This is a genomic window from Mesorhizobium sp. Root157 (assembly GCF_001427385.1).
Classification (GTDB): domain Bacteria; phylum Pseudomonadota; class Alphaproteobacteria; order Rhizobiales; family Rhizobiaceae; genus Mesorhizobium.
In genome coordinates this window covers 183,475-209,716 of the sequence record NZ_LMGJ01000038.1, presented here as the reverse complement: position 1 = coordinate 209,716, position 26,242 = coordinate 183,475, and the positions used below count along the sequence as shown (strand labels likewise).

Annotated in this window: 22 protein-coding genes; 16 read left to right on the top strand and 6 right to left on the bottom strand. The window is 60.6% G+C overall.

What is annotated here, in order from left to right; genetic code table 11:
* Positions 1–128: 128 nt before the first annotated feature.
* A complete protein-coding gene (locus tag ASD64_RS20185) occupies positions 129–611 on the bottom strand; it encodes a peroxiredoxin (protein WP_056109092.1) in 483 nt (160 codons plus the stop codon).
* Between the two features lie 95 nt (positions 612–706).
* Here ASD64_RS20185 and ASD64_RS20180 point away from each other — a divergent pair, with 95 nt between their 5' ends.
* Positions 707–4,096, top strand: coding sequence for a DUF3971 domain-containing protein (locus tag ASD64_RS20180; RefSeq protein ID WP_056109086.1), 3,390 nt, complete (start codon positions 707–709; stop codon positions 4,094–4,096).
* A 30-nt stretch (positions 4,097–4,126) separates the two neighbouring features.
* Here ASD64_RS20180 and tyrS read toward each other — a convergent pair whose 3' ends face one another.
* Positions 4,127–5,380: a tyrosine--tRNA ligase gene (gene tyrS / locus ASD64_RS20175; protein ID WP_056109083.1), complete on the bottom strand. Its 1,254-nt coding sequence runs from the start codon at positions 5,378–5,380 to the stop codon at positions 4,127–4,129.
* Positions 5,381–5,496: 116 nt separating this feature from the next.
* On the opposite strand from tyrS, the gene ASD64_RS20170 reads away from it, so the two are divergent.
* Entirely contained in the window at positions 5,497–6,627 is a 1,131-nt protein-coding gene (locus tag ASD64_RS20170) for an anhydro-N-acetylmuramic acid kinase (protein WP_056109081.1), read from the top strand.
* Here the strand turns inward: ASD64_RS20170 and ASD64_RS20165 are convergent.
* Positions 6,619–7,293, bottom strand: coding sequence for an alpha/beta hydrolase (locus tag ASD64_RS20165; protein WP_056109078.1), 675 nt, complete (start codon positions 7,291–7,293; stop codon positions 6,619–6,621). The genes ASD64_RS20170 and ASD64_RS20165 overlap by 9 nt on opposite strands.
* A gap of 240 nt (positions 7,294–7,533) precedes the next feature.
* On the opposite strand from ASD64_RS20165, the gene ASD64_RS20160 reads away from it, so the two are divergent.
* The 8 genes from ASD64_RS20160 to ASD64_RS20125 all read left to right on the top strand — a co-directional run bounded on the left by ASD64_RS20160 (position 7,534) and on the right by ASD64_RS20125 (position 15,190).
* Positions 7,534–8,697 carry a cysteine desulfurase family protein gene (locus tag ASD64_RS20160; protein WP_056109076.1) on the top strand — a complete coding sequence of 388 codons (1,164 nt, stop codon included), beginning with the start codon at positions 7,534–7,536 and terminating at the stop codon, positions 8,695–8,697.
* Positions 8,698–8,862: 165 nt separating this feature from the next.
* The gene (gene sufB / locus ASD64_RS20155; protein ID WP_056109072.1) at positions 8,863–10,389 is read left to right on the top strand and encodes a Fe-S cluster assembly protein SufB; all 1,527 of its coding nucleotides are present in this window, start codon (positions 8,863–8,865) and stop codon (positions 10,387–10,389) included.
* Positions 10,390–10,438: 49 nt separating this feature from the next.
* Positions 10,439–11,194, top strand: coding sequence for a Fe-S cluster assembly ATPase SufC (gene sufC, locus ASD64_RS20150; protein ID WP_056109234.1), 756 nt, complete (start codon positions 10,439–10,441; stop codon positions 11,192–11,194).
* A gap of 10 nt (positions 11,195–11,204) precedes the next feature.
* A complete protein-coding gene (gene sufD, locus ASD64_RS20145) occupies positions 11,205–12,473 on the top strand; it encodes a Fe-S cluster assembly protein SufD (RefSeq protein ID WP_056109231.1) in 1,269 nt (422 codons plus the stop codon).
* An 85-nt stretch (positions 12,474–12,558) separates the two neighbouring features.
* On the top strand, positions 12,559–13,800 hold the full coding sequence (locus ASD64_RS20140; RefSeq protein ID WP_056109069.1) for a cysteine desulfurase: 1,242 nt from the start codon (positions 12,559–12,561) through the stop codon (positions 13,798–13,800).
* Positions 13,801–13,805: 5 nt separating this feature from the next.
* On the top strand, positions 13,806–14,201 hold the full coding sequence (locus ASD64_RS20135; RefSeq protein WP_056109066.1) for an SUF system Fe-S cluster assembly protein: 396 nt from the start codon (positions 13,806–13,808) through the stop codon (positions 14,199–14,201).
* Between the two features lie 257 nt (positions 14,202–14,458).
* Positions 14,459–14,845 carry a Fe-S cluster assembly scaffold SufA gene (gene sufA, locus ASD64_RS20130; protein WP_056109063.1) on the top strand — a complete coding sequence of 129 codons (387 nt, stop codon included), beginning with the start codon at positions 14,459–14,461 and terminating at the stop codon, positions 14,843–14,845.
* 21 nt (positions 14,846–14,866) lie between these two features.
* A complete protein-coding gene (locus tag ASD64_RS20125) occupies positions 14,867–15,190 on the top strand; it encodes a TfoX/Sxy family protein (protein ID WP_056109060.1) in 324 nt (107 codons plus the stop codon).
* 4 nt (positions 15,191–15,194) lie between these two features.
* On the opposite strand, the gene ASD64_RS20120 is transcribed toward ASD64_RS20125, so the two are convergent.
* Together ASD64_RS20120 and ASD64_RS20115 are read right to left on the bottom strand one after the other, a co-directional pair.
* A complete protein-coding gene (locus tag ASD64_RS20120; protein WP_056109057.1) occupies positions 15,195–16,112 on the bottom strand; it encodes a pseudouridine-5'-phosphate glycosidase in 918 nt (305 codons plus the stop codon).
* 63 nt (positions 16,113–16,175) lie between these two features.
* Entirely contained in the window at positions 16,176–17,120 is a 945-nt protein-coding gene (locus tag ASD64_RS20115; protein WP_056109053.1) for a carbohydrate kinase family protein, read from the bottom strand.
* A gap of 273 nt (positions 17,121–17,393) precedes the next feature.
* On the opposite strand from ASD64_RS20115, the gene recA reads away from it, so the two are divergent.
* Together recA and alaS are read left to right on the top strand one after the other, a co-directional pair.
* Positions 17,394–18,479, top strand: coding sequence for a recombinase RecA (gene recA, locus ASD64_RS20110; protein WP_056109050.1), 1,086 nt, complete (start codon positions 17,394–17,396; stop codon positions 18,477–18,479).
* Between the two features lie 251 nt (positions 18,480–18,730).
* The gene (gene alaS / locus ASD64_RS20105; protein ID WP_056109047.1) at positions 18,731–21,397 is read left to right on the top strand and encodes an alanine--tRNA ligase; all 2,667 of its coding nucleotides are present in this window, start codon (positions 18,731–18,733) and stop codon (positions 21,395–21,397) included.
* 162 nt (positions 21,398–21,559) lie between these two features.
* On the opposite strand, the gene ASD64_RS20100 is transcribed toward alaS, so the two are convergent.
* Positions 21,560–22,771 carry an NADP-dependent isocitrate dehydrogenase gene (locus ASD64_RS20100; protein WP_056109045.1) on the bottom strand — a complete coding sequence of 404 codons (1,212 nt, stop codon included), beginning with the start codon at positions 22,769–22,771 and terminating at the stop codon, positions 21,560–21,562.
* A 271-nt stretch (positions 22,772–23,042) separates the two neighbouring features.
* On the opposite strand from ASD64_RS20100, the gene ASD64_RS20095 reads away from it, so the two are divergent.
* The 4 genes from ASD64_RS20095 to rpsD all read left to right on the top strand — a co-directional run bounded on the left by ASD64_RS20095 (position 23,043) and on the right by rpsD (position 25,911).
* Positions 23,043–23,924, top strand: coding sequence for an RNA methyltransferase (locus ASD64_RS20095; RefSeq protein WP_056109228.1), 882 nt, complete (start codon positions 23,043–23,045; stop codon positions 23,922–23,924).
* Entirely contained in the window at positions 23,917–24,720 is an 804-nt protein-coding gene (murI, locus tag ASD64_RS20090) for a glutamate racemase (protein ID WP_056109042.1), read from the top strand. The genes ASD64_RS20095 and murI overlap by 8 nt, the downstream gene beginning before the upstream one ends.
* A 51-nt stretch (positions 24,721–24,771) precedes the next feature.
* Positions 24,772–24,960 (top strand): DUF3008 family protein, encoded by a 189-nt coding sequence (locus ASD64_RS20085; RefSeq protein ID WP_056109040.1) that lies wholly within the window; start codon positions 24,772–24,774, stop codon positions 24,958–24,960.
* 333 nt (positions 24,961–25,293) lie between these two features.
* Positions 25,294–25,911, top strand: a complete 618-nt coding sequence (rpsD, locus tag ASD64_RS20080; RefSeq protein ID WP_056109029.1) for a 30S ribosomal protein S4 — start codon at positions 25,294–25,296, stop codon at positions 25,909–25,911.
* Positions 25,912–26,242 lie beyond the last annotated feature (331 nt).

Genomic DNA, 26,242 nt, shown 5'->3' with positions numbered 1-26,242 from the left:
TGTCGACGGGCCGATTTAAACATTATTAGGGTTAACAAAGCTTTGTTCGGCGGACCATCGTGAGTCCGCGCGATCAAAGCATGTTGCCGGAAACTGGGGACCGGTTGCAGTTTTGGGCGTGGCGCGCTTCAGAGTTCGCGAACGGCCTGCAATACAGCCTGGGCATGGCCCTTGACGCGCACCTTGCGCCATATGGCGGCGATCCGGGCGTCGCGGCCGATCAGGAAGGTTGCGCGCTCGACGCCCATATAACTGCGCCCGTACATCTGCTTTTCCACCCACAGATTATACGTTTCGATGACCTTTCGATCCTCGTCGGCGGCGAGGTCGACGGTCAACCCGTGTTTGGCCTTGAATTTGTCGTGCTTCTTCGCGCTGTCAGGCGAGACACCGATCACGACCGCACCGGCCTTCTCGAATTCGGGCTTTAACTGGGAAAAGTCGATCGCTTCGGCGGTGCAACCTGTTGTGTCGTCCTTCGGGTAGAAATAGAGGACGACCGGTTTTCCGACGAAATCTGCCAGCCTGACTGTGCCGCCGCCACCGCGGGCAAGTTCAAACTGGGGTGCCCTATCGCCGATGTTCAGGTCGGTTGCCGTGATGTCGGCCATATCGATGCCCTTGTTTAAGGTTACACGTGAAGGTTCACCGATATAATGTCGAGGCTGGATTCGTCCACGAGAGTGTTCTTGCAATGGAATAATGTGTGGACCAGGAACTGCCGCAGCACGAAAAGGTCAGGTTCAGGCGCGACGAGATCGCCGATCTGAGCGCCTTGCCGTCCGCACGCGACGTCCCGCCTCTGGGACGATCTGCCATTGGCCGCCGGTTTCGCATATTCAGGCTGGCCGCGCTGGGATTGGCAGGGCTTCTGGCCCTGCTCGCTGTTTCTGTTTATGCGATCGGGGCGTTCGGAATAGGGGCCGGACGCTTGCAGCAGGAAGCTGAGAGCGCCATCGAGAAACTGGCGGGGGTCGATGTCGCTGTTGCGCTTGGGTCTGCCGACATCACGCTCGATGGATCGAGTTTTCTGGCGTTGCGGGTTAGAGATGTAAAACTCGATGCGGTGGGTGGACGCCGGATGTTGGACGCGGGAGCCGTGCGTTTCGGCATGCGGCTTTTTCCGCTCTTATCGGGTGAGGTGCGCCTGACGAGCGCCAGAATATCCAATGCGCGCATCGACATCGGTGCAATGCCCTCGGGCGGCAATGACTGGACCGCTTCATTGCGCAACGGAGAAGGCCTGCTTGACCCCGACAAGGTGATCGCGGCGACGTTCGAAGCTGCCCGCCAGGCACTGGACGCCGTGAAGATGGATTCGCTGCGCGAGATCAGGCTGGAGAATGTCGAATTCGCGCTGCCACAGGCAGGCGAGATGCAGTCGATCAAGGTTGCCAGTGCCACTGTGTCCCAAGCCGGGGCCGAGCAAGTGGAACTGGCATCCAGGATGGATGTCGACGGAAGGCCGCTTGCGTTGACGGCGGTTGTCATCGGCGACCCGCAAACGAAGCTGATCAGGACGTTGACCGCGACTGCCGACCTTGGCGAACGGGAAGGCGGGGTCGCCGCCGCCTCAGGCAGCACGCCGGGTACCGTTTCGCTCCACCTTTCCGGCAGTGAGGGCAGTGGCGACACATCTTCGCGGCTGGAGGCTGCGCTGTCGTTCGCTGGATCGGTGCTTGACCTCGGCCCGCGCGGCAGGTTGCCCGCCGATGTGGAAATGCAGGCCAAGTTGGAAACCGGCGCCAATAAGGTCGATATCGAGCGGCTTCTGGTGAAGACCGGCAGATCGACCTTTGCGTTCGAAGGGTCAGTGGGTCCAAAGCCGGCTTCCGGGACTCCGAACGAAGATCCGGCCTATCGCTACGATCTTGTCAGCGACGGCTCGACCTTGGCGCCGATAGAGTCTCCGGAGCCCGGCCTGAAGTTCATCGCGCGGGTTGCGGGCGTATACCTGACCGAAAGCCGCAAGCTGGTGGCGGATACGATCGCTCTCAAGTCTGGCCCAGTGGGGGAGGCCGTTGGAACCGCGGCGATCGAGTTTGTCGATGGCAAGGTACCGGGGCTGCTTATCGCCTTCACCGTCCACGACATGCCGGTTTCGCACGTCAAGCAACTGTGGCCATGGTTTTCGGCAGGCAACGCGCGAGCCTGGGTGTTGAAGAACCTTTTTGGCGGCCGGGTGGTGGACGCCTCGCTGCAATATCATGTCGCGCCGGGCCGGGCCGGCAATGGCGTGCCGCTTTCAGGCAAGGAGGTTTTTGGCCGTTTCCAGGTCGAAGGTTCGCGCTTCGATGTGGCAGGTCGCATCCCGCCTGTGCGGGACGCCGTCGGTGTGGTCGAGTTTGCCGGTAACGACGTGCAGATATCGCTGTCCTCCGGCACCGTCTACATGCCGAGCGGGCGCATTGTTGCCGCCAGCAACGGTAAGATGAAGGTCCATCGCGCCAATCGCCCGCCCGTCATTGGCAAGCTCGACATAGACGTGGCAGGGGATGCACAGGCCATCGTGGAGCTTGCCTCCTACGAACCGATCAATGCCATGCGCCATATCGGTTTGAAGCCTGAAGAAATTTCGGGGACCGTGACCGGAAACGTGAAAGCGGACATTCCGCTGCAGAGGGGCCAGGATACGAGCAAGCTCGGCTGGCTTGTATCGCTCGACTACAAGGGCCTTGCGCTGGCGAAACCCTTCGACGGGCAGATGGTGGCTGGAGCGAACGGTTCCATCGTCGTCGATCCCGAAAAGGCTGTGATTGCAGCAAGCGCGACCTTGAACGGCATTCCAGCCGAGGTCGATCTCGTTGAGCCTTTGGAGGATGCCGGACCGCCGCGGAGACGCAAGGTGGCGCTCATCATCAACGACAAGACGCGTGAAACCTTCATGCCCGGGCTTTCCACACTGCTTTCCGGCACGGTGAAGGTGGCACTGGAAAAGAACGACGACGGCAGCCGCGATGTCACGGCGGACCTGACTGGAGCTACGCTCAGCATACCTTGGGCGGGCTGGAGCAAGGGCACCGGGATTCCTGCCGATGTCAGCTTCGTGATGACCAACGACGGTGCCGTAACCAGACTCGCAAAATTCGATCTCGACGGCAAGTCGTTCTCTATTGATGGCAACGTCGACCTTTCAGGTGGAAGCCTTGTGTCGGCAAAATTCGACAAGGTGCAACTGAACCGGGGCGACGACGTTTCCGTGTCGGTCAAGCGATCCGGCAAAGGCTATGCGGTGAGCGTATCGGGGCAGTCGCTTGACGCACGCTCACTGATCAAGCAATTCACCTCGGACGTGGATACCGCCACCAAGGATACAGGCACGAATGCCATTTCGGTCAGCGCCGATATCAAGTCGCTGTCGGGCTTCCACGGTGAGGTGCTCTCAGGCCTGAAACTGGACTACAGCGCTGCCGGCTCGAAGGTCAATGGCCTGCAAGTCAGCGCCACTGCAAATTCGGGCGCGGCCATAACGATAGACAATGTCGCCGGCAATGAGCAGCGAACCATGACCATCAGGTCTGCCGATGCTGGTGCCATTCTGCGGTTCCTCAACATCTATGAACATATGCAAGGCGGCGGTATCCTGCTTTCGCTGCAGGGCAGCAGCGATGGCCCGTTGCGCGGCAAGATCGATGCGCGAGATTTTCTTGTCGTCAATGAACCGAAGCTTGCCTCTATCGTCTCCACGACGCCGGCTGGCGACAGCCGCAGCCTCAACCAGGCTGTGAAGGGCGATATCGACGCTTCGAGGGTCCAGTTCGAACGCGGCTTCACCGAGATCGAGAAAGGCCGAGGCTACGTCAAGCTGGCCAACGGCGTGCTGCGCGGGCCTCTGATCGGCACCACGTTCCAGGGCACGCTTTACGACCAGGACAACAATATCGACATGACCGGAACCTTCATGCCCGCCTACGGTCTCAATCGCATCTTTGGCGAGATTCCGCTTTTGGGGGCGATCCTCGGCAATGGCCGCGACCGTGGCCTGATCGGCGTGACCTATCGGTTGAAAGGCAACGCCAACAAGCCCGACCTGGAAATCAATCCATTGTCGGTGATCGCGCCTGGAATCTTCCGCTCGATCTTCGAGTTCCGGTAATCGGCCTTGATGTGCCTGAAGGTGGGTGGCTCAGGCTGGGCGCACCAGGATGTGTTTTTTCTTGCCGAGCGAGAGCTTTACGACATTTTCCGGACTCAAGTCCTGAAGCGTCACTGTACGCCGGTCGTCGGAGATGGACTGGTCGTTGAGACGCACCGCACCACCCTGGACGTGGCGTCGTGCCTCACCGTTCGATGACGCAAGCCCTGCCGTGACGAGCAGCGACAGGATGCCGACGCCGGCCTCAAGTGCGGTTCTGGCGACCTCGACCGATGGCAGCGTTTCGGCCAGCGCGCCTTCCTCGAACGTCTTGCGTGCCGTTTCGGCGGCTTGCTCGGCAGCAGCGCGGCCGTGCAGAAGTGCGGTGATTTCGGTGGCGAGCACCTTCTTGGCTTCGTTGATCTCGGATCCGCCGAGCGCAGCCAGCCGCGAGACCTCGTCAAGCGGTAGCGTCGTGTACAGTTTGAGGAAGCGGCCGACATCGGCGTCCTCGGTATTGCGCCAATATTGCCAGAAATCATACGGGCTCAGCATATCCGGGTTGAGCCAGATTGCTCCACCCAGCGACTTGCCCATCTTGGCGCCCGACGCGGTCGTCAGCAGCGGCGTAGTCAGCGCATAGAGTTGCGGTGTGCCCAGCCTATGGCCGAGGTCGATGCCGTTGACGATGTTGCCCCACTGGTCGGAACCGCCCATCTGCAGCCGCACGCCGTAACGCTTGTTCAACTCCACGAAATCGTAGGCTTGCAGAATCATGTAGTTGAACTCGAGGAAGGACAGCGATTGCTCGCGGTCAAGCCGCTGCTTTACGGAATCGAAGGCGAGCATGCGGTTGACCGAGAAATGCTGGCCGACATCGCGCAGGAATTCGAGATAGTTGAGCGGAAGAAGCCATTCGGCATTGTTGACCATCAGCGCGTCGCGCGGACCCCCGCCGAAGTTGAGGTAGTTGGAAAACACCCTTTTGATGCCGTCGATATTGGACTGGATGGTCTCGGGCGTCATAAGTTTGCGCGCCTCGTCCTTGAAGGATGGATCGCCTACCATGCCAGTGCCGCCGCCCATAAGCGCCACGGGCCTGTGACCTGTCTGCTGCATCCAGTGGAGCATCATGATCTGGATCAGCCCGCCCGCGTGCAGGCTGGGCGCGGTCGGGTCGAAGCCGATATAGGCCGTCACCGTTTCCTTGGCGAAGAGTTGGTCAAGGCCGCTTTCATCCGAAACCTGGTGGATGAAGCCGCGCTCGCTCATGATGCGCAGGAAGTCGGACTTGAAGGCGGACATTTTTCTTTTCCCGAAAGCGCCGGCCCAAAATGGTTGCGGCGTGGCAAGTGTGATCGCGCGCGTTTAGCATCAGCAGGCAAGGAATCACAAGAACGGCGGGCCAAATGAGGACCCAAATGGGAACGATGTGCGCGATCGGGTTGATGAGCGGTACGTCTATGGACGGCATCGACCTGGCTGTGCTGAGGACGGACGGCGAAAATGTCGTCGAGCGTGGGCCGAATTTCTTCGTGCCTTATGAAGCAACCTTCCGTGACCGCATTGCGCGAGCGCTGGAGACGGCAAAGCAGATCACGGTGCGCAGCGACCGGCCTGGTGATCTGGCTTCGCTGGAGGAGGAAATCACACGGCGCCATGCCGAAGCCGTGGCAATCTTTGTCAGGCAGCGCATGGCTGAGTGGGGAAAGCCTGACATCGTCGGCTTCCACGGCCAGACTGTCCTGCACCGGCCGCAAGCCGGCCTCACTGTCCAACTTGGTGACGGCAAGCTTCTGTCGGCGCTGACCGGCCTGCCGGTGGCTTACGACATGCGCGCCAAAGACATGGTGCATAAAGGGCAGGGCGCACCGCTGGTGCCCGTCTATCACGCCGCCTTGGCGCGGGCGCTGTCAGCGCCCTATGCCGGAGAGTTCCCGATCGTGTTCGTCAATATCGGCGGTATCTCCAACATCACCTATGTGCCTGAAACCGGGAATCCAATTGCCTTCGACACCGGTCCCGGCAATGCGTTGATCGATCAGTGGGTTTCGCGGGAAGGCGGCATCCCGTTCGATGCAGATGGAGCAGTCGCCAGCGAAGGCGCTGTAGTGGCCGCTGTTGTGCAAGACTATCTGGGCAAGCCGTTTTTCAACCGGCCGGGACCGAAGTCGCTCGACCGCAATGATTTCACCCTTGCCGAAGCAGAAGGATTGGAACTGGCCGATGGGGCGCGAACGCTTGCTGCCGTTTCAGCGCAAGCAATCCTGAAATCGGTCGATCACCTGCCAAGTGCGCCCAAGCTGTGGATCGCTTGCGGGGGAGGCCGCAAGAACCCGCATATCATGCACGACCTTGGCAAGGCCGCACAGCAGACAGGCGCGCAAGCGGTGCTTGCTGAAGATGTCGGACTGGAAGGCGACGCCACCGAAGCGGAGGCGTGGGCTTATCTGGCGGTACGCGTTGTGAAAGGTTTGCCGCTGACGTTTCCGACGACGACCGGCTGCTTGCAGCCGCTCACGGGCGGTGTGCTGGCGCGTCCGCTACCTTAGCCGCTTGGGACGAGGGTCGGCCAATTCGCCTGCCAGCCGGCGGTCAAGGTAGTCCGCGCATTCCTGGAGCAGAAGTTCCGAATCGTTGGCGAAGAAGTGATTTGCGCCGGGAATCGTCTTTTGCGTGATGGTGATGCCCTTTTGGGTGTGCAACTTGTCGACCAGTCCCTGAACGTCCTTGGTCGGCGCTACCTTGTCGGCGTCACCGTGGATGATGAGGCCTGACGACGGGCAGGGGGCCAGGAACGAGAAATCGTAGATATTGGGCTGCGGCGAAATCGAAATGAAACCTTCGATTTCGGGCCGGCGCATCAAAAGCTGCATGCCGATCCACGAGCCGAACGAGTAGCCGGCCACCCAGCAGCTTTTGGAATCGGGGTGCAGCGACTGAACCCAGTCGAGCGCCGCCGCGGCGTCAGATAGTTCTCCGGTGCCGTGGTCGAACTCGCCCTGGCTGCGGCCGATACCCCGGAAATTGAAGCGCAACGTGGTGAAATTGCGCTTCTGGAACATATAAAAAAGATCGTACACGATCTTGTTGTTCATCGTTCCGCCGAATTGCGGATGCGGGTGCAGGACGATGGCAATCGGTGCGCTCTTTTCCTTGGAAGGTTGATAGCGGCCTTCCAAGCGACCGGCCGGACCTGTAAATATGACCTCAGGCATCGATAACTCCGAACTGCAAACGATGAAGCGGTGTCGAACCAATTCCTGACCTGGTTGCACAAGATTCGACCTTGACGCGCGTCGAAGCTGTTTCTAGAACCAGATTAGAACTATTCAAAACTGAGTGGGTTAGCCACCCGTGCCGCAAAGGCGCTAGATAGGACGGCTGGCCCTTTGATTTCAAGGAAATAACGCTTCTGCGTTTAAAGCGGCTTCAGGCACGGAGACATTGAGAGCAAAATGGCTGCCGAACGCGCCTATCTCGACTACAACGCAAGCGCACCGCTTCTCGATGCGGCGCGTGCGGCTATGGTCGTGGCGCTCGATGTGGCTGCCAACCCTTCGTCCGTCCATTCGGAAGGCCGCATGGCCCGTCGCATGATCGAAGATGCGCGTCGCTATGTTGCAGCATTGGTCAATGCCAGGCCCGAACACGTCGTCTTCACCTCCGGCGCGACGGAGGCCGCATCGACCTTGCTTGCGCCCGACTGGAAAATGGGGCGCAGCGCCGTGCGCCTGGGCCATCTCTATGTCTGCACTGCCGATCATCCGTGTCTGCTGAATGGTGGCCGTTTTGCGCCGGAGCATGTCAGCCGCATTGGCGTTGGTGCCGATGGCGTAATCGATCTGGATGCGCTTGCGGCTGCATTGACCGCGCATGACAAGGCTTCCGGGTTGCCCTTGGTCGCCGTTCATGCGGCCAATAACGAGACCGGGGTCATTCAGCCGATCGAAAAGATCGCGCAAGCCGTGAAGGTAGCGGGTGGCATCCTCGTACTGGATGCCGTTCAAGCGGCGGGCCGAATTCCTCTCGATATGTCAAAGTTTTGTGCCGATTATTTGATTCTGTCGTCACACAAGATCGGTGGCCCCAAGGGTATTGGCGCGCTTGTTGCCGCTGGCGACCTGATGATGCCGAGCCCGCTGGTCAGCGGCGGCGGCCAGGAAAAGGGCCATCGCGGCGGTACTGAGAATCTGGTCGGCATTGCCGGCTTCGGTGCAGCCGCCAGCCAGGCGCTTGCTGGACTGTCGGACATTGGTGCCGTTGCCGAAAAGCGCTCGCAGATAGAGACGGTAGTGGCGCAATTGGTACCCGATGCCGAATTCTTCGGCGGTGCTGCACCGCGCCTGGCCAATACGACATTTTTCGCCATTCCCGGCGTCAAGGCCGAAACCGCGCAAATAGCCTTCGATCTTGCCGGTGTGGCCTTGTCGGCGGGTTCGGCATGTTCTTCCGGCAAGGTCGGGCCCAGCCATGTGTTGAAGGCAATGGGCTATGACGAAAGCCATGGTGCGCTGCGCGTCTCCATCGGGCAGGCGACAAGCGCGCGCGACCTGGAATTGTTTCGCGACGCGCTGGCGGGCATTGCCGCCCGCCGTGCCAACCGAGACAAGGCCGCCTGACGGCAGCGCGAATTGGACCTTCGGGTCTGGTAGAGCCGTGCGACCCTATAGGCCGGTGCATTTCCGGCCCGGACGCACTATATGGAACTTACGCCGTTCCCACCCGAACGGTGCCATAGTTTGAAAACTGTCGGGCCTTGACCCCGGCGTGGATGGAGAACGCTTATGCCTGCCGTGCAGGAGACGATTGATCGAGTCCGCAAGATCGACGTCGACCAATATAAATATGGCTTCGAGACCGAAATCGCGATGGACAAGGCCCCCAAGGGCCTGAGCGAAGAGATCATTCGCTTCATCTCGGCCAAGAAGGATGAGCCAGACTGGATGCTTGAATGGCGTCTGGAGGCTTATCGTCGCTGGCTGACGCTGGAGGAGCCGACCTGGGCGCGTGTCGAGTACCCGAAGATCGATTTTCAGGACATCCACTACTACGCTGCGCCGAAGTCGACGCCAGGGCCGACGTCGCTCGAAGACGTCGATCCCGAACTGCTCAAGACCTACGCAAAGCTTGGAATCCCGCTGAAAGAGCAGGAAATCCTGGCCGGTGTGCAGAAGTCGGCGGCCAATGATGATGACGCGCCGGATGGCGAGGGCGACAACGTCTACAAATCGGGCCGCGTCGCGGTAGATGCCGTCTTCGACTCCGTGTCGGTCGTCACCACTTTCAAGAAGGAACTGGCTGCGGCCGGCGTCATCTTCTGCTCGATCTCCGAAGCGATCCGCGAGCACCCGGAACTGGTGAGGAAGTACCTCGCTTCCGTGGTCCCGATCTCCGATAACTTCTACGCCACGCTGAACTCCGCCGTGTTCACCGACGGATCGTTCGTCTACGTGCCCAAGGGCGTTCGCTGCCCGATGGAGCTTTCGACCTATTTCCGCATCAACGAGAAGGGCACCGGTCAGTTCGAGCGTACGCTCATCATCGCCGAAGAGGGCGCTTACGTGTCCTATCTAGAAGGCTGCACGGCTCCGCAGCGCGACGAGAATCAGCTTCACGCCGCCGTGGTGGAACTGATCGCGCTGGATGATGCCGAGATCAAATACTCGACGGTGCAGAACTGGTATCCGGGCGATTCCGACGGCAAGGGCGGCATCTATAACTTCGTCACCAAGCGCGGCGATTGCCGGGGCGACCGTTCGAAGATTTCGTGGACGCAGGTCGAGACAGGATCGGCCATTACCTGGAAGTACCCGTCTTGCATCCTGCGCGGCGACGACAGCCAGGGCGAGTTCTATTCGATCGCCGTGTCTAACGGCTATCAGCAGATCGACAGCGGCACCAAGATGATCCACCTCGGCAAGAACACCCGCAGCCGTATCATTTCCAAGGGTATCGCCGCCGGCTTCTCGCAGAACACCTATCGCGGCCAGGTTTCGGCGCACCGCAAGGCAACGAATGCGCGCAACTTCACCAATTGCGACTCGCTTCTGATCGGCGACCAGTGCGGCGCACACACCGTGCCTTACATGGAAGCGAAGAACTCGACGGCCAAGTTCGAACACGAGGCAACCACTTCGAAGATTTCGGACGACCAGAAGTTCTACGTCATGCAGCGTGGCATTCCGGAAGAGGAAGCGATTGCGTTGATCGTCAACGGCTTCGTCAAGGACGTCATCCAGGAACTGCCGATGGAGTTCGCCGTGGAGGCGCAGAAGCTCATCGGTATTTCCCTTGAAGGCTCGGTCGGCTGACCACCGCCAGACGCTGACCGCACAAAGACAAACGATTCAGGAAGAAACAATGCTTGAGATCAAGAACCTCCACGCCCGCATCGCCTCGACCGGCACCGAAATCATCCGCGGCCTCGACCTGACGGTCAAGGCCGGCGAGGTTGCCGCCATCATGGGGCCGAACGGCTCGGGAAAATCGACGCTGTCCTATGTGCTGGCCGGCCGCGAGGACTATGAAGTCACCGAGGGCGACATCCTCTACAACGGTGAATCGATCCTTGAAATGGACCCGGCCGAGCGCGCCACCGCCGGCATCTTCCTCGCCTTCCAGTACCCGATGGAGATACCGGGCGTGGCGACGATGGAATTTCTGAAGGTGGCGATGAACGAGCAGCGTAAGGCGCGTGGCGAGGAGCCGCTGAAGATCCCGGAATTCATCAAACGGGTAAGGGAGGCTTCCGGGACGCTAGAAATGGACATGGCGATGCTGAAGCGGCCGCTCAATGTCGGCTTCTCCGGTGGCGAGAAGAAGCGCGCTGAAATTCTGCAGATGAAGCTGCTCGAACCCAAATTGTGCGTTTTGGACGAGACCGATTCCGGCCTCGACATCGACGCGCTGAAGATCGTTTCCGAAGGCGTCAATGCGCTGCGTTCGCCCGACCGCGCCATTGTCGTTATCACCCACTACCAGCGCCTGCTGGAGCTTATCGTGCCCGACAGCGTCCACGTGCTCTACAAGGGCCAGGTGATCAAGTCCGGCGACAAATCGCTGGCAGTCGAACTGGAAGCCAATGGCTACGCCGGCATCATTGGCGAAGCGGCGTGAGGTGGCAAACATGAACATGCGTGTGCAACCTCAACGAACATTGGCCGAAACGGCGCTGATCGACGCTTATGGCGAGCGGCAGTCGCATCTGCCAGGCGACGGTGCCGTCATGCTGAAGCGCGACGGGGCCATCGAGGCGATCAAGCACGGCCTGCCGACGCGGCGCGTCGAATCATGGCACTATACCGATCTGCGCCGCCTGCTGACCTCGATCCCGGCCTTCGCGCCGGCCGGCGCCGCCAAGGCGGTGGAGCCGATCGTCGATGGCTCGCTGGTGCTTTCGGTGCTGAATGGCGTGTCGAGCGCGACGGCGTCGAAGGTCGATGGCGTCACTGTCGAGCGTCTGTCGGATAAATTGACGGACGGAAGCTTTGCGCCTGCGCTTGACCTCTACGGCACCGATGACGCGATCGGCGCGCTGAATGCCGCCTTTGTCGCCGATGGTTACTTGGTCGACATCGCCGCTGGTGTGACTATCGAGAAGCCGGTCGAATTGCAGAACATGCTGACCGGTGGCCAGAGCCATGTGCGTCTGCCGGTGCGGGTTGGCGCCGGCGCAAAGGCGACCATCGTCGAACGCCAGGTTGGTGCTGGTGACGGGCTGGCAAGTTCGGTCAGCCAGCTGACCATCGGCGACGATGCCGAGGTAACCTGGGTGATCGTGCAGGAGCAGCCGGACACCGCCACGCACCTTGCTCAGTTCAAGGCGCATCTCGGTGCGAATTCGAAGCTATCGCTGTTCTTCATGAACATCGGGGGTAGGCTGGTACGCCAGGAAATCAACGTCCTGACCAAGGGAGAAGGCTGCGACTTCCAGTTGCGCGGCATCAACCTTCTGGCTGGAGACACCCATACCGACGTGACCATGGTGCTCGACCATGCGGTGCCCAACACCACATCGACCGAAATCGTTCGCAACGTGGTGACCGGCAAGGCGCATGGCGTCTTCCAGGGCCGCATCAACGTGCATCAGCACGCGCAGAAGACAGATGCCAACATGGCCTGCAACACGCTGCTTCTGTCGGACGACGGCGAGTTCTCGACCAAGCCGGAACTGGAAATCTTCGCCGATGACGTTGTCTGCGGCCATGGCGCGACGGTTACCGAGATCGACCACAATCATCTGTTTTATCTGATGGCGCGCGGTATCGACGAGAAGACGGCGCGTGGCTTGCTGGTCAAGGCATTCGTCGCTGCGGTCATCGAGGAACTGGAGGACGAGCAGATCGTCAACGCGCTCGAACTGAAGCTCGACGACTGGTTTGTTGCACACGGGTGAGGAACGCTCGGCCCAACGACGATAGGCGATAGCCCTTCATCCGGAGGCCGAGTGGGGTGCGTTAGGCACGCGGAAAGCGAGAGACGTGGACCAGAAACTCGAAACCATTCCCTATGACGTCGAGGCGATCCGCCGCGACTTCCCCATTCTGTCGCGCGAAGTCTACGGCAAACCGCTCGTTTATCTCGACAACGGTGCGTCGGCACAAAAGCCGCAAGTCGTGCTCGATGCCATCCAGCATGCTTATTCGCTCGAATACGCCAACGTCCATCGCGGCCTGCATTTCCTGTCGAACGCCGCCACCGATGCCTATGAAAAGGCTCGCGAATCGGTGCGCCGCTTCCTGAATGCACCCAGCACCGACAATATCGTTTTCACCTCCAACTCGACCGCCGCCATCAACACGGCCGCCTATGGTTTCGGCATGCCGAACATCGGCGCGGGCGACGAGATCGTGCTGTCGATCCTTGAGCATCACTCCAACATCGTGCCGTGGCATTTCATCCGCGAGCGGCAGGGCGCAAAGTTGGTCTGGGTGCCAGTGGATGACCTCGGCGCCTTCCACATCGAGGATTTCGAAAAGAGCCTGACCGATAAAACCAAGCTGGTCGCCATCACCCATATGTCGAACGCGCTTGGCACGGTGACGCCGATCAAGGAAATCTGCCGCATCGCCCATCAGCGCGGCATTCCGGTGCTGGTCGATGGTAGCCAGAGCGCCGTCCATATGCCCATCGATGTGCAGGATCTGGATTGCGATTTCTTCGTCTTCACCGGCCACAAGGTTTACGGGCCGTCCGGCATCGGCGTGCTCTACGGCAAGAAGGAAGTGCTCGAGCGCATGCGCCCCTTCATGGGCGGCGGCGAGATGATCGAGGAAGTGACGGAAGACAACGTCACTTATAATGACCCGCCGCACCGCTTCGAGGCCGGCACGCCGCCGATCGTGCAGGCAATCGGGCTGGGTGCTGCGCTCGATTACATGGACAGCGTGGGTCGCGAGCGGATCGCCGCCCATGAGGCCGACCTGAAAGACTATGCGCATGAGCGGCTTCGCGCCATCAATTCGCTGCACATTCTGGGCGACGCGCCGGGCAAGGGTGCCATCGTCTCGTTCGAACTTCAGGGCATTCACGCCCATGATGTGTCGATGGTGATTGATCGGCAAGGCGTTGCCGTGCGCGCCGGCACACACTGCGCCCAGCCGCTGTTGAAGCGCTTCGGCGTGACATCCACATGCAGGGCATCGTTCGGCATGTACAATACGAGGGCGGAGGTCGATGCTCTCGCTGAGGCGCTGGAAAAAGCGCGCAAGTTTTTCGGGTGACCAATATGGACGACGTGACGACAACAACCGAAGCCGCATCGCAAGAAGCCACGACCGACAGCGTCTTTTCGGCGTCTGCCATTCCCGCGGACCAATTGGCGCGGCTCACCGATGACATCGTCTCGGCGCTGAAGACGGTGTACGATCCAGAAATTCCGGCCGACATCTATGAACTCGGACTGATATACAAGATCGACATCGAGGACGACCGCTCGGTCAAGATCGATATGACGCTAACCGCACCCGGTTGCCCGGTGGCTGGCGAAATGCCGGGCTGGGTCGAAAACGCCGTCGGCGCCGTGGAGGGTGTTTCCGGCGTCGAAGTCACCATGACCTTCGATCCGCCGTGGTCGCCGGACCGCATGTCGGAAGAGGCGCAAATCGCCTGTGGTTGGTACTGAACCGGCTCGAACCCCGTTTGAAAGCTGGAAATATCGCCCTACATCCAAAATCACGCGATGGAGTGAGGCAGGCGGTATTGGCAGGCATCGCGATCGAGGTTGCCATGAGCATCGCCTTCAAGGCCTCTGGCTAGAGAAAGTGAGCGCCCATCCTTCGAAGGGGCACGTTGCATGCCTTGCGCGCGTGGCAAATATTCACCATCTTAGGCGCAGTTGCGTTCCGCCGGCCTTGAACCGGCGTGGAAGCGGAGAATGAGATGAGAAGTTTTTCCGTCATCAGCATGACCGAAAGGGCCGCCGAGCGCGTGCGCGAGATCGTGGCCACGCGCGATAACGCGCATGGCATCCGCCTCGGCATCAAGAAGGGCGGCTGCGCCGGCATGGAGTATACGGTCGATCTGGTGACCGAGCCGAACACCAAGGACGACCACATCGAGCGTGACGGCGCCCATGTCTATGTCGCGCCGGAAGCAGCCTTGTTCCTGTTTGGCACGCAGATGGATTTCGAGCAGACGAAGCTGCGCACCGGTTTCACCTTCTCCAACCCGAACCAGAGTTCGGCCTGCGGATGTGGCGAATCGGTGGAACTGAAGCCGGCCGACCTCAAGGCATTGGCCGAGGCGCGTGCGGCAGATGCTGCCTGAAACCTTCCAATATTCCCGCACATGGACGATGAGCGCATAGGCGAACTGTTCGATGGTCTCGGACCGGTCGCCATTCGGCGCATGTTCGGCGGCAAGGGAATCTATTATCAGGGCGTTATTATCGCGTTGGTGCTGCGTGACGAATTGCTGCTCAAGGCCGATGCCGAAAGCGCCCCCGACTTCGCCGCCGCCGGTAGCCAGCAGTGGACTTACACGGGTTCGCGGCACGGCAAGGAGGTCGCGATGCCATATTGGAGCGTTCCTGACGGCGCTTTCGATGATCCCGACGAAATGGTCATCTGGGCGCGCAAGGCCTATGAAGCAGGGCTGCGTGCCGGCAAGTAGAGCCCTACAGCGCCTTGGCGATCTGTGCGGCCAGCCTGGCATTGTTCTCGACCAGCGCGATGTTGGTCCTGAGGCTGCGGCCTCCGGTGAGTTCCAGGATATTCGACAATAGGAACGGCGTCACCGCCTTGCCGGTGATGTTCTGGGCTCGTGCGGCCTTCTGCGCTGCCTCGATGTACCCGGCCATTTCATCGGCGGGAATTTCGGCATCCTGGGGCACTGGATTGGCCACCAGCATGCCGCCGTCGAGACCCAGAGCTTGCCTTGTTTGAAACAGCTGTGCGATCTTGGTGGCACTGTCGAGCGTAAGCGGTGCACGGCACGGCGACTGACGAGACCAGAAGGCCGGCATGATTTCCGCGCGATGGGCAACTACCGGTACACCGCGCGTTTCCAGCACTTCCAGCGTCTTTTCGATGTCGAGAATGGCTTTCGGGCCGGCTGACACGACGATGACCGGCGTGCGCGCCAGTTCGTCGAGGTCGGCGGAAATGTCGAAGCTGGTTTCCGCACCCTTGTGGACGCCACCGATGCCGCCAGTCGCGAAAACCCGAATGCCGGCCATATGCGCCGCGATCATCGTCGCGGCAACGGTGGTGCCGCCTGTACGACCTTCCGCCACCGCGAATGCGAGGTCGGCGCGCGACAGTTTCATGGCATCGCCCGTCAAGGCCAGCGATTCGCGCTCGCCATCGGAAAGGCCGATCTTGATGCGGCCGCCGACGACCGCGATCGTGGCCGGAAGCGCGCCTTCGTCTGCCACGATCTTTTCGACATTGGCAGCCATCGCTCCATTGTCGGGATAAGGCATGCCGTGGGTGATGATCGTGCTTTCCAGTGCCACCACCGGGCGACCGGCGGTCAGGGCCTTCGCCACCGGTGCATGGATATCGATAAACGGACGGGCGCTTTCTGGCGTCATGGTCGTCTCCCGGTTACGCGGCTTGCAAGCCTTCAAGCCGCTCTTGCCATCGGTGCAAGGATTTCATGCCACTTCCTCGGCCCGCGGCACAAGGGCTAGCGCTTCGGCGAAGGAAGCGGCATCGAATTTCGGCACGGCATCCGGGCTTTCGACGGCAAGCAGCGCGGCCGCCACTCCTTCGCGCAATGCTTGGCGCAAATCGAGACCCCGCAGCAGAGCCGCGACCGTGGCGCCGGCAAGCGCATCGCCCGCCCCTGTAACGTCGGCGACGTGCCGAGCAGCAGGGGGACGGATCGCAAACGAACCTTTGCCGTCGAACCCGAGAATCGCATCATCGCCGGATGTGACTACACCGCTCTCCAATCCGGCCTTTTGCAGGCCGGCAACCACGTCGCGCATTGCTGCTTCGCGCGCTACTTCGGCAAGCGCTGCCGCCTCGCGGTGGTTCATGAACAACAGTGTGAGACGACCCAGAATTGAACTGAGGCGTACGACCTTAGCCGGGGAAATGGCGACGGCGAACAGTGGCTTGCCATCAGCCAAAATGGCCAGCCGCTCCAAAGCAGGCACTGGCAGATTGGCATCGCACAGTACCGCATCAGCAGCACTCACAGCCTCGCGCGCCTTGGCCCGGCGTATCTGCTTTGGAAAGGCTATGTCGTACAGCGCCATGTCGGCAAAGCCGACGATCAATTCGCCTTCGCGGTCCAGAAGCGCCGTGTAACTTGGCGTAGTTCGGTCGAGAAAGGTCACCGAGAGATCTGCAGCACCGCACTCGGCGATGGCCCGCGCAACGGCCTCGGCAGCCGCGTCGCCACCTCGTACCGAAAGCAGCGAAGCCGAAGCGCCTCTGCGCATGGCTGTGCGGAGTGCGTTGAAGACGCCGCCGCCGACGTCTTCGCGCATTGTGCCGGGATTGGAGGCCGCCGGGACATATGCACCGGAGACCTGGCCGCGCCGATCGATGTGCGCCCCGCCCACGGCGAGGATATTGGGTGACTGCGTCATGACGGCACTGAGATCTCTATGGCTGGAAAACACTAGTTCGGTGAATCACGAGGGGCAATCGGTTGCGTCGATTCGCCTGAAAATCAGGAGGTGGCCGCCAACCTCCACATCGTGCGCTTGGCTCGAAATGATGGCACAAAAAAAGAACAAATAAGGTTTATCTTTTAAAATCAAAAATTTAACGTCTCTTGCCAAATGAGAACAAAAAAGGTACAAAATAGCAGAGATCAACGGATTGTCCGACATTCATTGACGACAAAAGGGTAGTGTATCATGGCTCAGAATTCTTTGCGGCTTGTAGAGGACAGTTCGGTGGATAAAACAAAGGCTCTGGATGCGGCTTTGTCGCAAATCGAGCGGGCTTTCGGCAAAGGCTCGATCATGCGTCTCGGCGCAAATGAGCAGGTGGTCGAGATCGAAACGGTCTCGACGGGGTCGCTTGGCCTCGATATTGCCCTTGGCGTCGGCGGATTGCCGCGCGGCCGCATCATTGAAGTTTACGGACCGGAAAGCTCGGGCAAGACCACGCTTGCGCTGCATACTGTCGCGGAGGCCCAAAAGAAGGGCGGTATCTGCGCCTTCGTGGATGCCGAGCATGCGCTCGACCCCGTCTACGCCCGCAAGCTTGGCGTCGATCTGGAGAACCTGTTGATCTCGCAGCCGGATACCGGTGAGCAGGCGCTGGAGATTTGTGATACTCTGGTGCGCTCCGGTGCCATTGACGTGCTGGTTATCGACTCGGTTGCGGCACTGACGCCGCGTGCCGAAATCGAAGGCGAGATGGGCGACTCGCTGCCTGGCCTTCAGGCTCGCCTGATGAGCCAGGCGCTGCGCAAGCTCACCGCATCGATTTCGCGCTCCAACACCATGGTCATCTTCATCAACCAGATCCGCATGAAGATCGGCGTCATGTTTGGTTCGCCCGAAACGACGACGGGTGGCAACGCGCTCAAGTTCTACGCATCGGTGCGTCTCGACATCCGCCGCATCGGCTCGGTCAAGGATCGTGACGAGGTCGTCGGTAACCAGACACGCGTCAAGGTGGTCAAGAACAAACTGGCCCCGCCGTTCAAGGTGGTCGAGTTCGACATCATGTATGGCGAAGGTGTTTCGAAGACCGGGGAACTGATCGACCTCGGCGTCAAGGCCGGCGTGGTCGAGAAGTCGGGCGCCTGGTTTTCCTACAATTCGCAACGTCTCGGCCAGGGGCGCGAAAACGCCAAGCTGTTCCTGCGCGACAATCCCGATACGGCGCGCGAGATCGAATTGGTGTTGAGGCAGAATGCCGGACTGATCGCCGAGAAGTTCCTGGAGAATGGTGGCGAGGGCGGTTTGGAGGACGAAGCCGGCGAAATGTAGCGACGCCGGTCTGGCAGCGTATCACCCGCTCGATACGTATGAATATCCGAGCCGCTGGCCTGTTTGGCCGGCGGTTTTCGTTTTCGACCTCCCCCGGTAGGAAAAAGTGGCTGGAAGTGAGGTATGGCCGGTTGTTTTTCCGGACTGACGCCTGTTGTTTCGTCTTTCTGGACAGTGTGAAGGCTGCTCGTTAAAAGGCCTTGTTCTGTGCGTCGGCGCTGCTGGCGTTTCCCGCGAAAAAGGCATCATCCATGAGTGGCGTGAACGAGATCCGGTCGGCATTTCTCGACTATTTCCGCAAGGAGGGTCACGAGGTGGTGGCCTCTAGCCCGCTAGTGCCGCGCAACGATCCCACACTGATGTTCACCAATGCCGGCATGGTGCAGTTCAAGAACGTTTTCACGGGTCTTGAAAGCCGTCCTTATTCGCGCGCCACGACATCGCAGAAATGCGTGCGTGCCGGCGGCAAGCACAACGATCTCGACAATGTCGGCTACACCGCACGCCATCACACGTTTTTCGAGATGCTCGGCAATTTCTCGTTTGGCGACTATTTCAAGGAACGCGCCATCGAACTGGCTTGGAACCTGATCACGCGCGAGTTCGGCCTGGCCAAGGATAGGCTGCTGGTCACGGTGTATCACACCGATGACGCCGCCGCCGATTTCTGGAAGAAGATCGCGGGGTTGCCGGACGAGAAGATCATCCGCATCCCGACCAGCGACAATTTCTGGGCGATGGGCGATACCGGCCCATGCGGACCGTGTTCGGAGATTTTCTACGATCACGGCGACCATATTCCCGGTGGCCCTCCCGGCAGCCCGGATGAGGACGGCGATCGCTTCATCGAGATATGGAATCTCGTCTTCATGCAATTCGAGCAATTGTCCAGAGAAGACCGTGTCGAACTTCCTCGCCCGTCGATCGATACCGGCATGGGCCTGGAGCGCGTCGCTGCTGTTCTGCAGGGGCAGCATGACAACTACGACATCGACCTGTTCAAAGCCCTGATCCGCGCCTCCGAGGAGGCGACTGGTGTCAAGGCGGAAGGCAAGAACAAGGCAAGCCATCGCGTCATTGCCGATCATCTGCGGGCGTCAAGCTTCCTGATTGCCGACGGCGTGCTGCCCTCCAACGAGGGGCGCGGCTATGTGCTGCGTCGCATCATGCGCCGCGCCATGCGCCATGCCCAGTTGCTGGGTGCGGGCGATCCGTTGATGTGGCGCCTCGTGCCGGCGCTGGTGCGTGAAATGGGCCAGGCCTATCCCGAACTGGTGCGCGGAGAACCGCTCATCACCGAGACGTTGAAGCTCGAAGAGACCCGGTTTCGCAAGACGCTGGCACGCGGCCTTGGCCTGCTTGCCGACGCAACAGAAACATTGTCCAGCGGCGATCGTCTCGATGGTGAAACGGCGTTCAAACTCTACGACACTTACGGCTTTCCACTCGACTTGACGCAAGACGCCTTGCGCCAGCGCAATATTGCTGTCGATCTCCACGGTTTTGAAAGCGCCATGGCGCGCCAGAAGGCGGAAGCGCGGGCAAGCTGGGCCGGTTCGGGGGAAGCGGCGACCGAAACCGTGTGGTTCGGCGTTCGCGAAAAGGTCGGTGCAACCGAATTCCTTGGCTATGATACCGAGCAGGCGGAAGGCATTGTGCAAGCACTGATAAAGGATGGTGCCGAAGTTCCCGCTGCCGTGGCGGGGGAAGCTATCGCTATCGTTGTCAACCAGACGCCTTTTTATGCCGAATCTGGTGGCCAGATGGGCGACACCGGAACTATTTCTGGGGAAGGCCTCGTCGTTGAGATCACGGATACCCACAAGAAGGGTGACGGCCTGTTCGTGCATTTCGGAAAGGTTGCCAAGGGTACGGTGAAGACCGGCGCTGCGGTCGAACTGAAGGTCGATCATGCACGCCGCTCGCGGCTGCGGGCCAACCATTCGGCCACCCACCTGATTCATGAGGCCTTGCGTGAAGTTCTGGGCACCCATGTCGCGCAGAAGGGGTCGCTGGTAGCGCCCGAGCGCCTGCGCTTCGACATTTCGCACAACAAGGCGATTTTGCCAGCGGAACTCGAGCAGGTCGAGCGGATGGCGAACGAGATCGTCGTCCAGAATGGTCCGGTGACAACGCGCCTGATGTCGGTTGACGACGCGCGCGCCGAGGGCGCCATGGCCCTGTTCGGCGAAAAATACGGCGATGAAGTACGCGTCGTCTCGATGGGCACCACGCTGCACGGCGAGAAGGCCAACCGACCTTATTCGATCGAACTGTGCGGCGGTACCCATGTTGGCGCCACCGGCGATATCGGCCTTGTTCGTATCGTGTCCGACAGTCCGGTCGCTGCCGGTGTTCGCCGCATAGAGGCCCTGACGGGTGAGGCGGCACGCCGCCACCTCGACGATCAGGACCGGCGTTTGAAGGCTGTGGCGGCGACGTTGAAGATTTCACCGGCCGATGTTCCGGCCCGCGTCGAAGTCTTGCTCGACGAGCGCAAGAAACTGGAGCGCGAACTCACCGAAGTGCGCAAACAACTCGCGTTGGGTGGAGGGTCCGCGGCCGGTGCTGCATCGGACAACGAAACGGTTGCCGGTGTCGGGTTTCTTGGAAAGGCGGTGTCCGGCGTTTCACCCAAGGATTTGAAGCCGCTGGCCGATGCCGGCAAGAAGTCGCTTGGCTCGGGCGTCGTCGTGTTCGTCGGCGCAGGCGACGACAACAAGGCAAGCGTCGTGGTGGCCGTCACGGATGACCTGACCGACCGCTTCAGCGCGGTGGAGTTGGTGCGTGTCGCTTCAGCAGCTTTGGGCGGCCAGGGTGGCGGCGGCCGTGTGGACATGGCCCAGGCTGGTGGCCCCGACGCCTCGAAGGCGAGTGATGCAATTGCCGCGGTCAAGGCTGCACTGCAGGCAGCCTGAGGTTCATAGACTCAACAAAAAGACCAGCGTCGTCAGGCACCGGTCTTTTTGTAGGATTCGAGCATTGGACCAGAAACCGGCTTTCGAGCTGTTCCGGAGCTGAATCAAGCCGTCAAAGCGCTTCTGTGCGCCAATTCGGCGCACGGCACGCTATTGCAACGGTCAGCCCATCGCCTTTTGCAGGTTCTCATCGACCTTGTCGAGGAAGCCGGTGGTGGACAGCCAGGGCTGGTCCGGACCGATCAGCAAGGACAAGTCCTTGGTCATGAAGCCGCTCTCGACGGTGTTGATGCAGACTTTCTCCAGCGTTTCTGAAAAACGTCTCAGATCGGCGTTGTCATCCAGCTTGGCGCGATGCGCCAATCCGCGCGTCCAGGCGAAGATTGAGGCGATGGAGTTGGTCGAGGTTTCCTGACCCTTCTGGTGTTGGCGGAAGTGGCGGGTAACTGTGCCGTGCGCGGCCTCGGCTTCCACCGTCTTGCCGTCCGGCGTCATCAGCACCGAGGTCATCAGGCCGAGCGAGCCGAAGCCCTGCGCCACTGTGTCGGACTGGACGTCGCCGTCATAGTTCTTGCACGCCCAGACATAGCCGCCGGACCATTTGAGCGAGGACGCCACCATGTCGTCGATCAAGCGGTGCTCGTAGGTGATCTTCTTTTCCTTGAAGGCGTCGGCGAATTCCTGGTCGTACACGTCCTGGAAGATGTCCTTGAAGCGACCGTCATAGACTTTGAGGATGGTGTTCTTGGTCGAGAGATAGACCGGATAGTTGCGCAGCAGGCCATAGTTCAGCGAGGCGCGGGCGAACTCGCGGATCGACTCGTCAAGGTTGTACATGGCCATGGCGACGCCGGCATCGGGCGCGTCGAACACTTCGTGCTCGATCACCTTGCCGTCTTCGCCGACGAACTTGATCGACAGCTTGCCCTTGCCGGGGAAGCGGAAATCGGTGGCCTTGTACTGGTCGCCAAAGGCATGACGGCCGACGATGATCGGCTTCGTCCAGCCCGGCACCAGGCGCGGCACGTTCTTCATGATGATCGGTTCGCGGAAGATGGTGCCGCCGAGAATATTGCGGATCGTGCCGTTGGGCGACTTCCACATCTTCTTGAGCTTGAATTCCTCGACGCGGCCCTCGTCAGGCGTGATGGTGGCGCACTTCACGCCGGCACCGTACTTCTGGATCGCATGGGCTGCGTCGATGGTCACCTGATCATTGGTGGCATCGCGATGTTCCACCCCGAGATCGTAATAATCGAGGGTGAGATCAAGATACGGGTGGATCAGCTTGTCTTTGATGAACTGCCAGATGATGCGCGTCATCTCATCGCCGTCGAGTTCGACGACCGGGTTCGCCACCTTAATCTTCGCCATGAAAAATGCCTCGTTTCTGGAAATCTGAACGACCGTGCCGGAGGGGCTCGGCCGAGGATGAAGCCCCTATATCAAAGCCATCGTAAGCGCGCAAACAGCACCGCAGGCCCTGTTCTCTGCCTTTTGGAGAATAGCCGCGAGGCACAAGACCTTGCCTTGGCGCCAGCGAAGCCGGGACGGATACCATGGGGTCTTGGAAAAGCCTTCATTTTGGAGGCCGGATGTGGCAGGGACGGCAGCAAAGCCGTATGAATACCGTTCATTGATCAACATGCCTTCCAGCCAAGACCAGCAGAAAACCGCAGTCGCAGGACCAGCCATCATCCTTGTCGAGCCACAGCTTGGCGAGAATATCGGCATGGTTGCGCGCGCCATGGCCAATTTCGGCTTGTCGGAACTGCGGCTGGTCAATCCGCGTGACGGCTGGCCGAGCGAAAAGGCCCGTGCCGCGGCAAGCCACGCCGACCACGTCATTGACGCCACGCGCGTGTTCGGCGATCTCGCTTCGGCGATTGCCGATCTCAATTTCGTCTTCGCGACGACGGCGCGCGAGCGCGACGGCTTCAAGAGGGTAGCAGGGCCGGTCGAGGCGGGCAGGACGCTGCGATCCCGCTCGATCGCCGGGCAGAAGACCGGCATCCTGTTCGGCCGTGAGCGCTTCGGCCTCAACAATGAAGAGGTGGGGCTGGCGGACGAGATCGTGACCTTTCCGGTCGATCCCGGGTTTGCCTCGCTCAACATTGCCCAGGCCGTGCTGCTGATGTCCTATGAGTGGATGAAGTCCGGCCTCGAGGACGAGACGGCGACCAATTTCTCCACACCGGAAATGCCACCTGCCACCAAGGAAAAGTTGCATGGCCTGTTCGCCCATCTGGAGGCCGCACTCGATGCGCGCGGATATTTCCGCCCTGCCGCCAAGAAGCCGAAGATGGTCGACAATTTGCGCGCCGTGCTGACGCGCGCAGGCTTTGCCGATCCGGAACTGAAGGTGCTGCGCGGGGTCGTCGCCTCGCTTGACTATTTCTCGCCGAAGCAACCGCGCGGTGCAGGCTATCCCGATCGAAAGGCCGAGGTCGACCGCGCGCTCCATGCTGAAGGCGACGACAAGGCGGAGAGCGGTCACCGCCGGGACCAGGGCGCCGGCAATGACTGAGCAGCCGGTCCTGCTGTTCGATTCCGGCGTCGGCGGCCTTACCGTGCTGCGCGAAGCCCGGGTGCTGATGCCGGACCGCCGGTTCGTCTATGTCGCGGACGATGCCGCCTTTCCCTATGGCGCTTGGGAGGAACCGGCCTTGCGCGCGCATGTGCTGGACCTGTTCAACGTCCTTCTCGATCGTTTCCGCCCGGAAATCTCGGTCATCGCCTGCAACACCGCCTCTACGCTGGTCATCGATGCTTTGCGCCAGAATTTTCCCGGCCATCCGTTTGTCGGTACCGTGCCGGCGATCAAGCCGGCGGCGGAACGCACCCGTTCGGGGCTGGTGTCGGTGCTGGCAACGCCCGGAACCGTGAAGCGGCAATATACGCGCGACCTCATTCACCAGTGGGCGTCGAAATGCCATGTCCGGCTGGTCGGCAGCGACCGGTTGGCCGCACTGGCGGAAATCTACATGCGCGACGGCTTTGTCGACGAGGAAGTGGTGCGCAGCGAAATCTCGCCCTGCTTCGTCGAACAGGACGGCGAGCGTACCGACATCGTCGTGCTTGCCTGCACCCACTATCCTTTCCTGGTCAACCGCATGCGCAAGACCGCCCCCTGGCCGGTCGACTGGCTGGACCCCGCCGAGGCCATTGCCCGGCGAGCCCTGTCGCTCGTTGCCAAGAGCAGTGCCGACGATTTCCGCGATGCCAACGGCGCGGAACCGGACCTTGCGGTTTTCACGTCGGGCAAAGCCGGGTTCCCGATGCGACGGCTGATGCAGGGATTTGGCCTCGCCCTGGCGCGATAGCGGAACATCGAAGCCAAGCGGGCGTTTTCCTTGCCTGAAAGGAGAGCGGCCATGCCTGCTACCTCGAAAGCCCAGCAGAAAGCCGCCGGCGCGGCCCTTTCGGCCAAGCGCGGCGAAACCAAGAAAAGCGAACTCTGGGGCGCATCGAAGGAAATGTATGAATCGATGAGCGAGAAAGAGCTTGAAGAATTCGCGCAAACCAAGCGCAAGGGCCTGCCGGACAAGAAGGCGGACGATTGACACGTCCGCATTCGGCGGCGATGGCGATGCGAGTTGAACCCGGTCTCCTGCCGCCCCAGTGGGGGCGAGGATTGCTTGACAACGGGCGCCCCCTCCTTTAGAGCCACGCCAACACCGGGCGGCGACGTTCGGTGCTTTTCTTTGTGACTGCCGCGAGACCGGCCGGAAAACCGCTTCACGCTTTCCCTGGTTTCGCTTCATGACGTGTCCCGTGGATATTCCGTCGCTTAGCGCGGAAAATCCTGTCAGGTCTCGAAAACGGAGGCCAGAGGAGGGCGCGTTTCCTTCACCCGGAACATGAGGTTGCGGGTGTAATTTTTGAAAGGGAATGCGATGAGCAAGCGCGAATCCGCGAAATATAAAATCGATCGCCGTCTTGGCGAGAACATCTGGGGCCGCCCGAAGTCCCCGGTCAACAAGCGTGAATACGGCCCCGGCCAGCACGGCCAGCGCCGCAAGGGCAAGCTTTCCGACTTCGGCCTGCAACTGCGCGCCAAGCAGAAGCTGAAGGGTCACTACGGCGACATTTCGGAAAAGCAGTTCCGCAAGGCCTACGAAGAAGCCAACCGCCGCAAGGGCGATACGCCGGAAAACCTGATCGGCCTGCTCGAATCGCGCCTCGACGCCGTCGTGTACCGCGCCAAGTTCGTGCCGACCATTTTCGCGGCGCGCCAGTTCGTCAACCACGGCCACGTGAACGTCAACGGCAAGCGCACGAACATCGGTTCGTATCGCTGCAAGCCGGGCGACGTCATCGAGGTTCGCGAGAAGTCGAAGCAGTTGGTGATCGTGCTGGAATCGGTAGCCCTGGCCGAGCGCGACGTGCCGGACTACATCGAAGTCGATCACAACAAGATGGTCGCCACCTATGCCCGCGTTCCGGGCTTGTCGGACGTGCCGTTCGCCGTCCAGATGGAACCGAACCTGGTCGTCGAATACTACTCCCGCTGATTGGAGCTTTCGCTTCATTTGCAAAGGCCGCCTTCGGGCGGCCTTTTTCGTTTGGATGCACTTATTCATCGCCACGCCCGGCATCGCCGTCTGAGTGTCTTTGCCCCGCTGATTCTTTTCGTCATCCCAGGGTCCGCGCGACGGCCATCGGCCTGCTCCGCCCTAGGATGACGAAGTTACGTCTATTCATTGCCACGCTGCCTTTTCGGCCCTGGGAATCTTCTGCCCCGCCCTTAAGCTCGCTCGCTGCGCTCGTCGCTGGCGGGGACCCCGGATGGCCAGACGGCTATCGGAGTTCGTGCTGTATGGTTGCCACGCCCGGCTTCGCCGT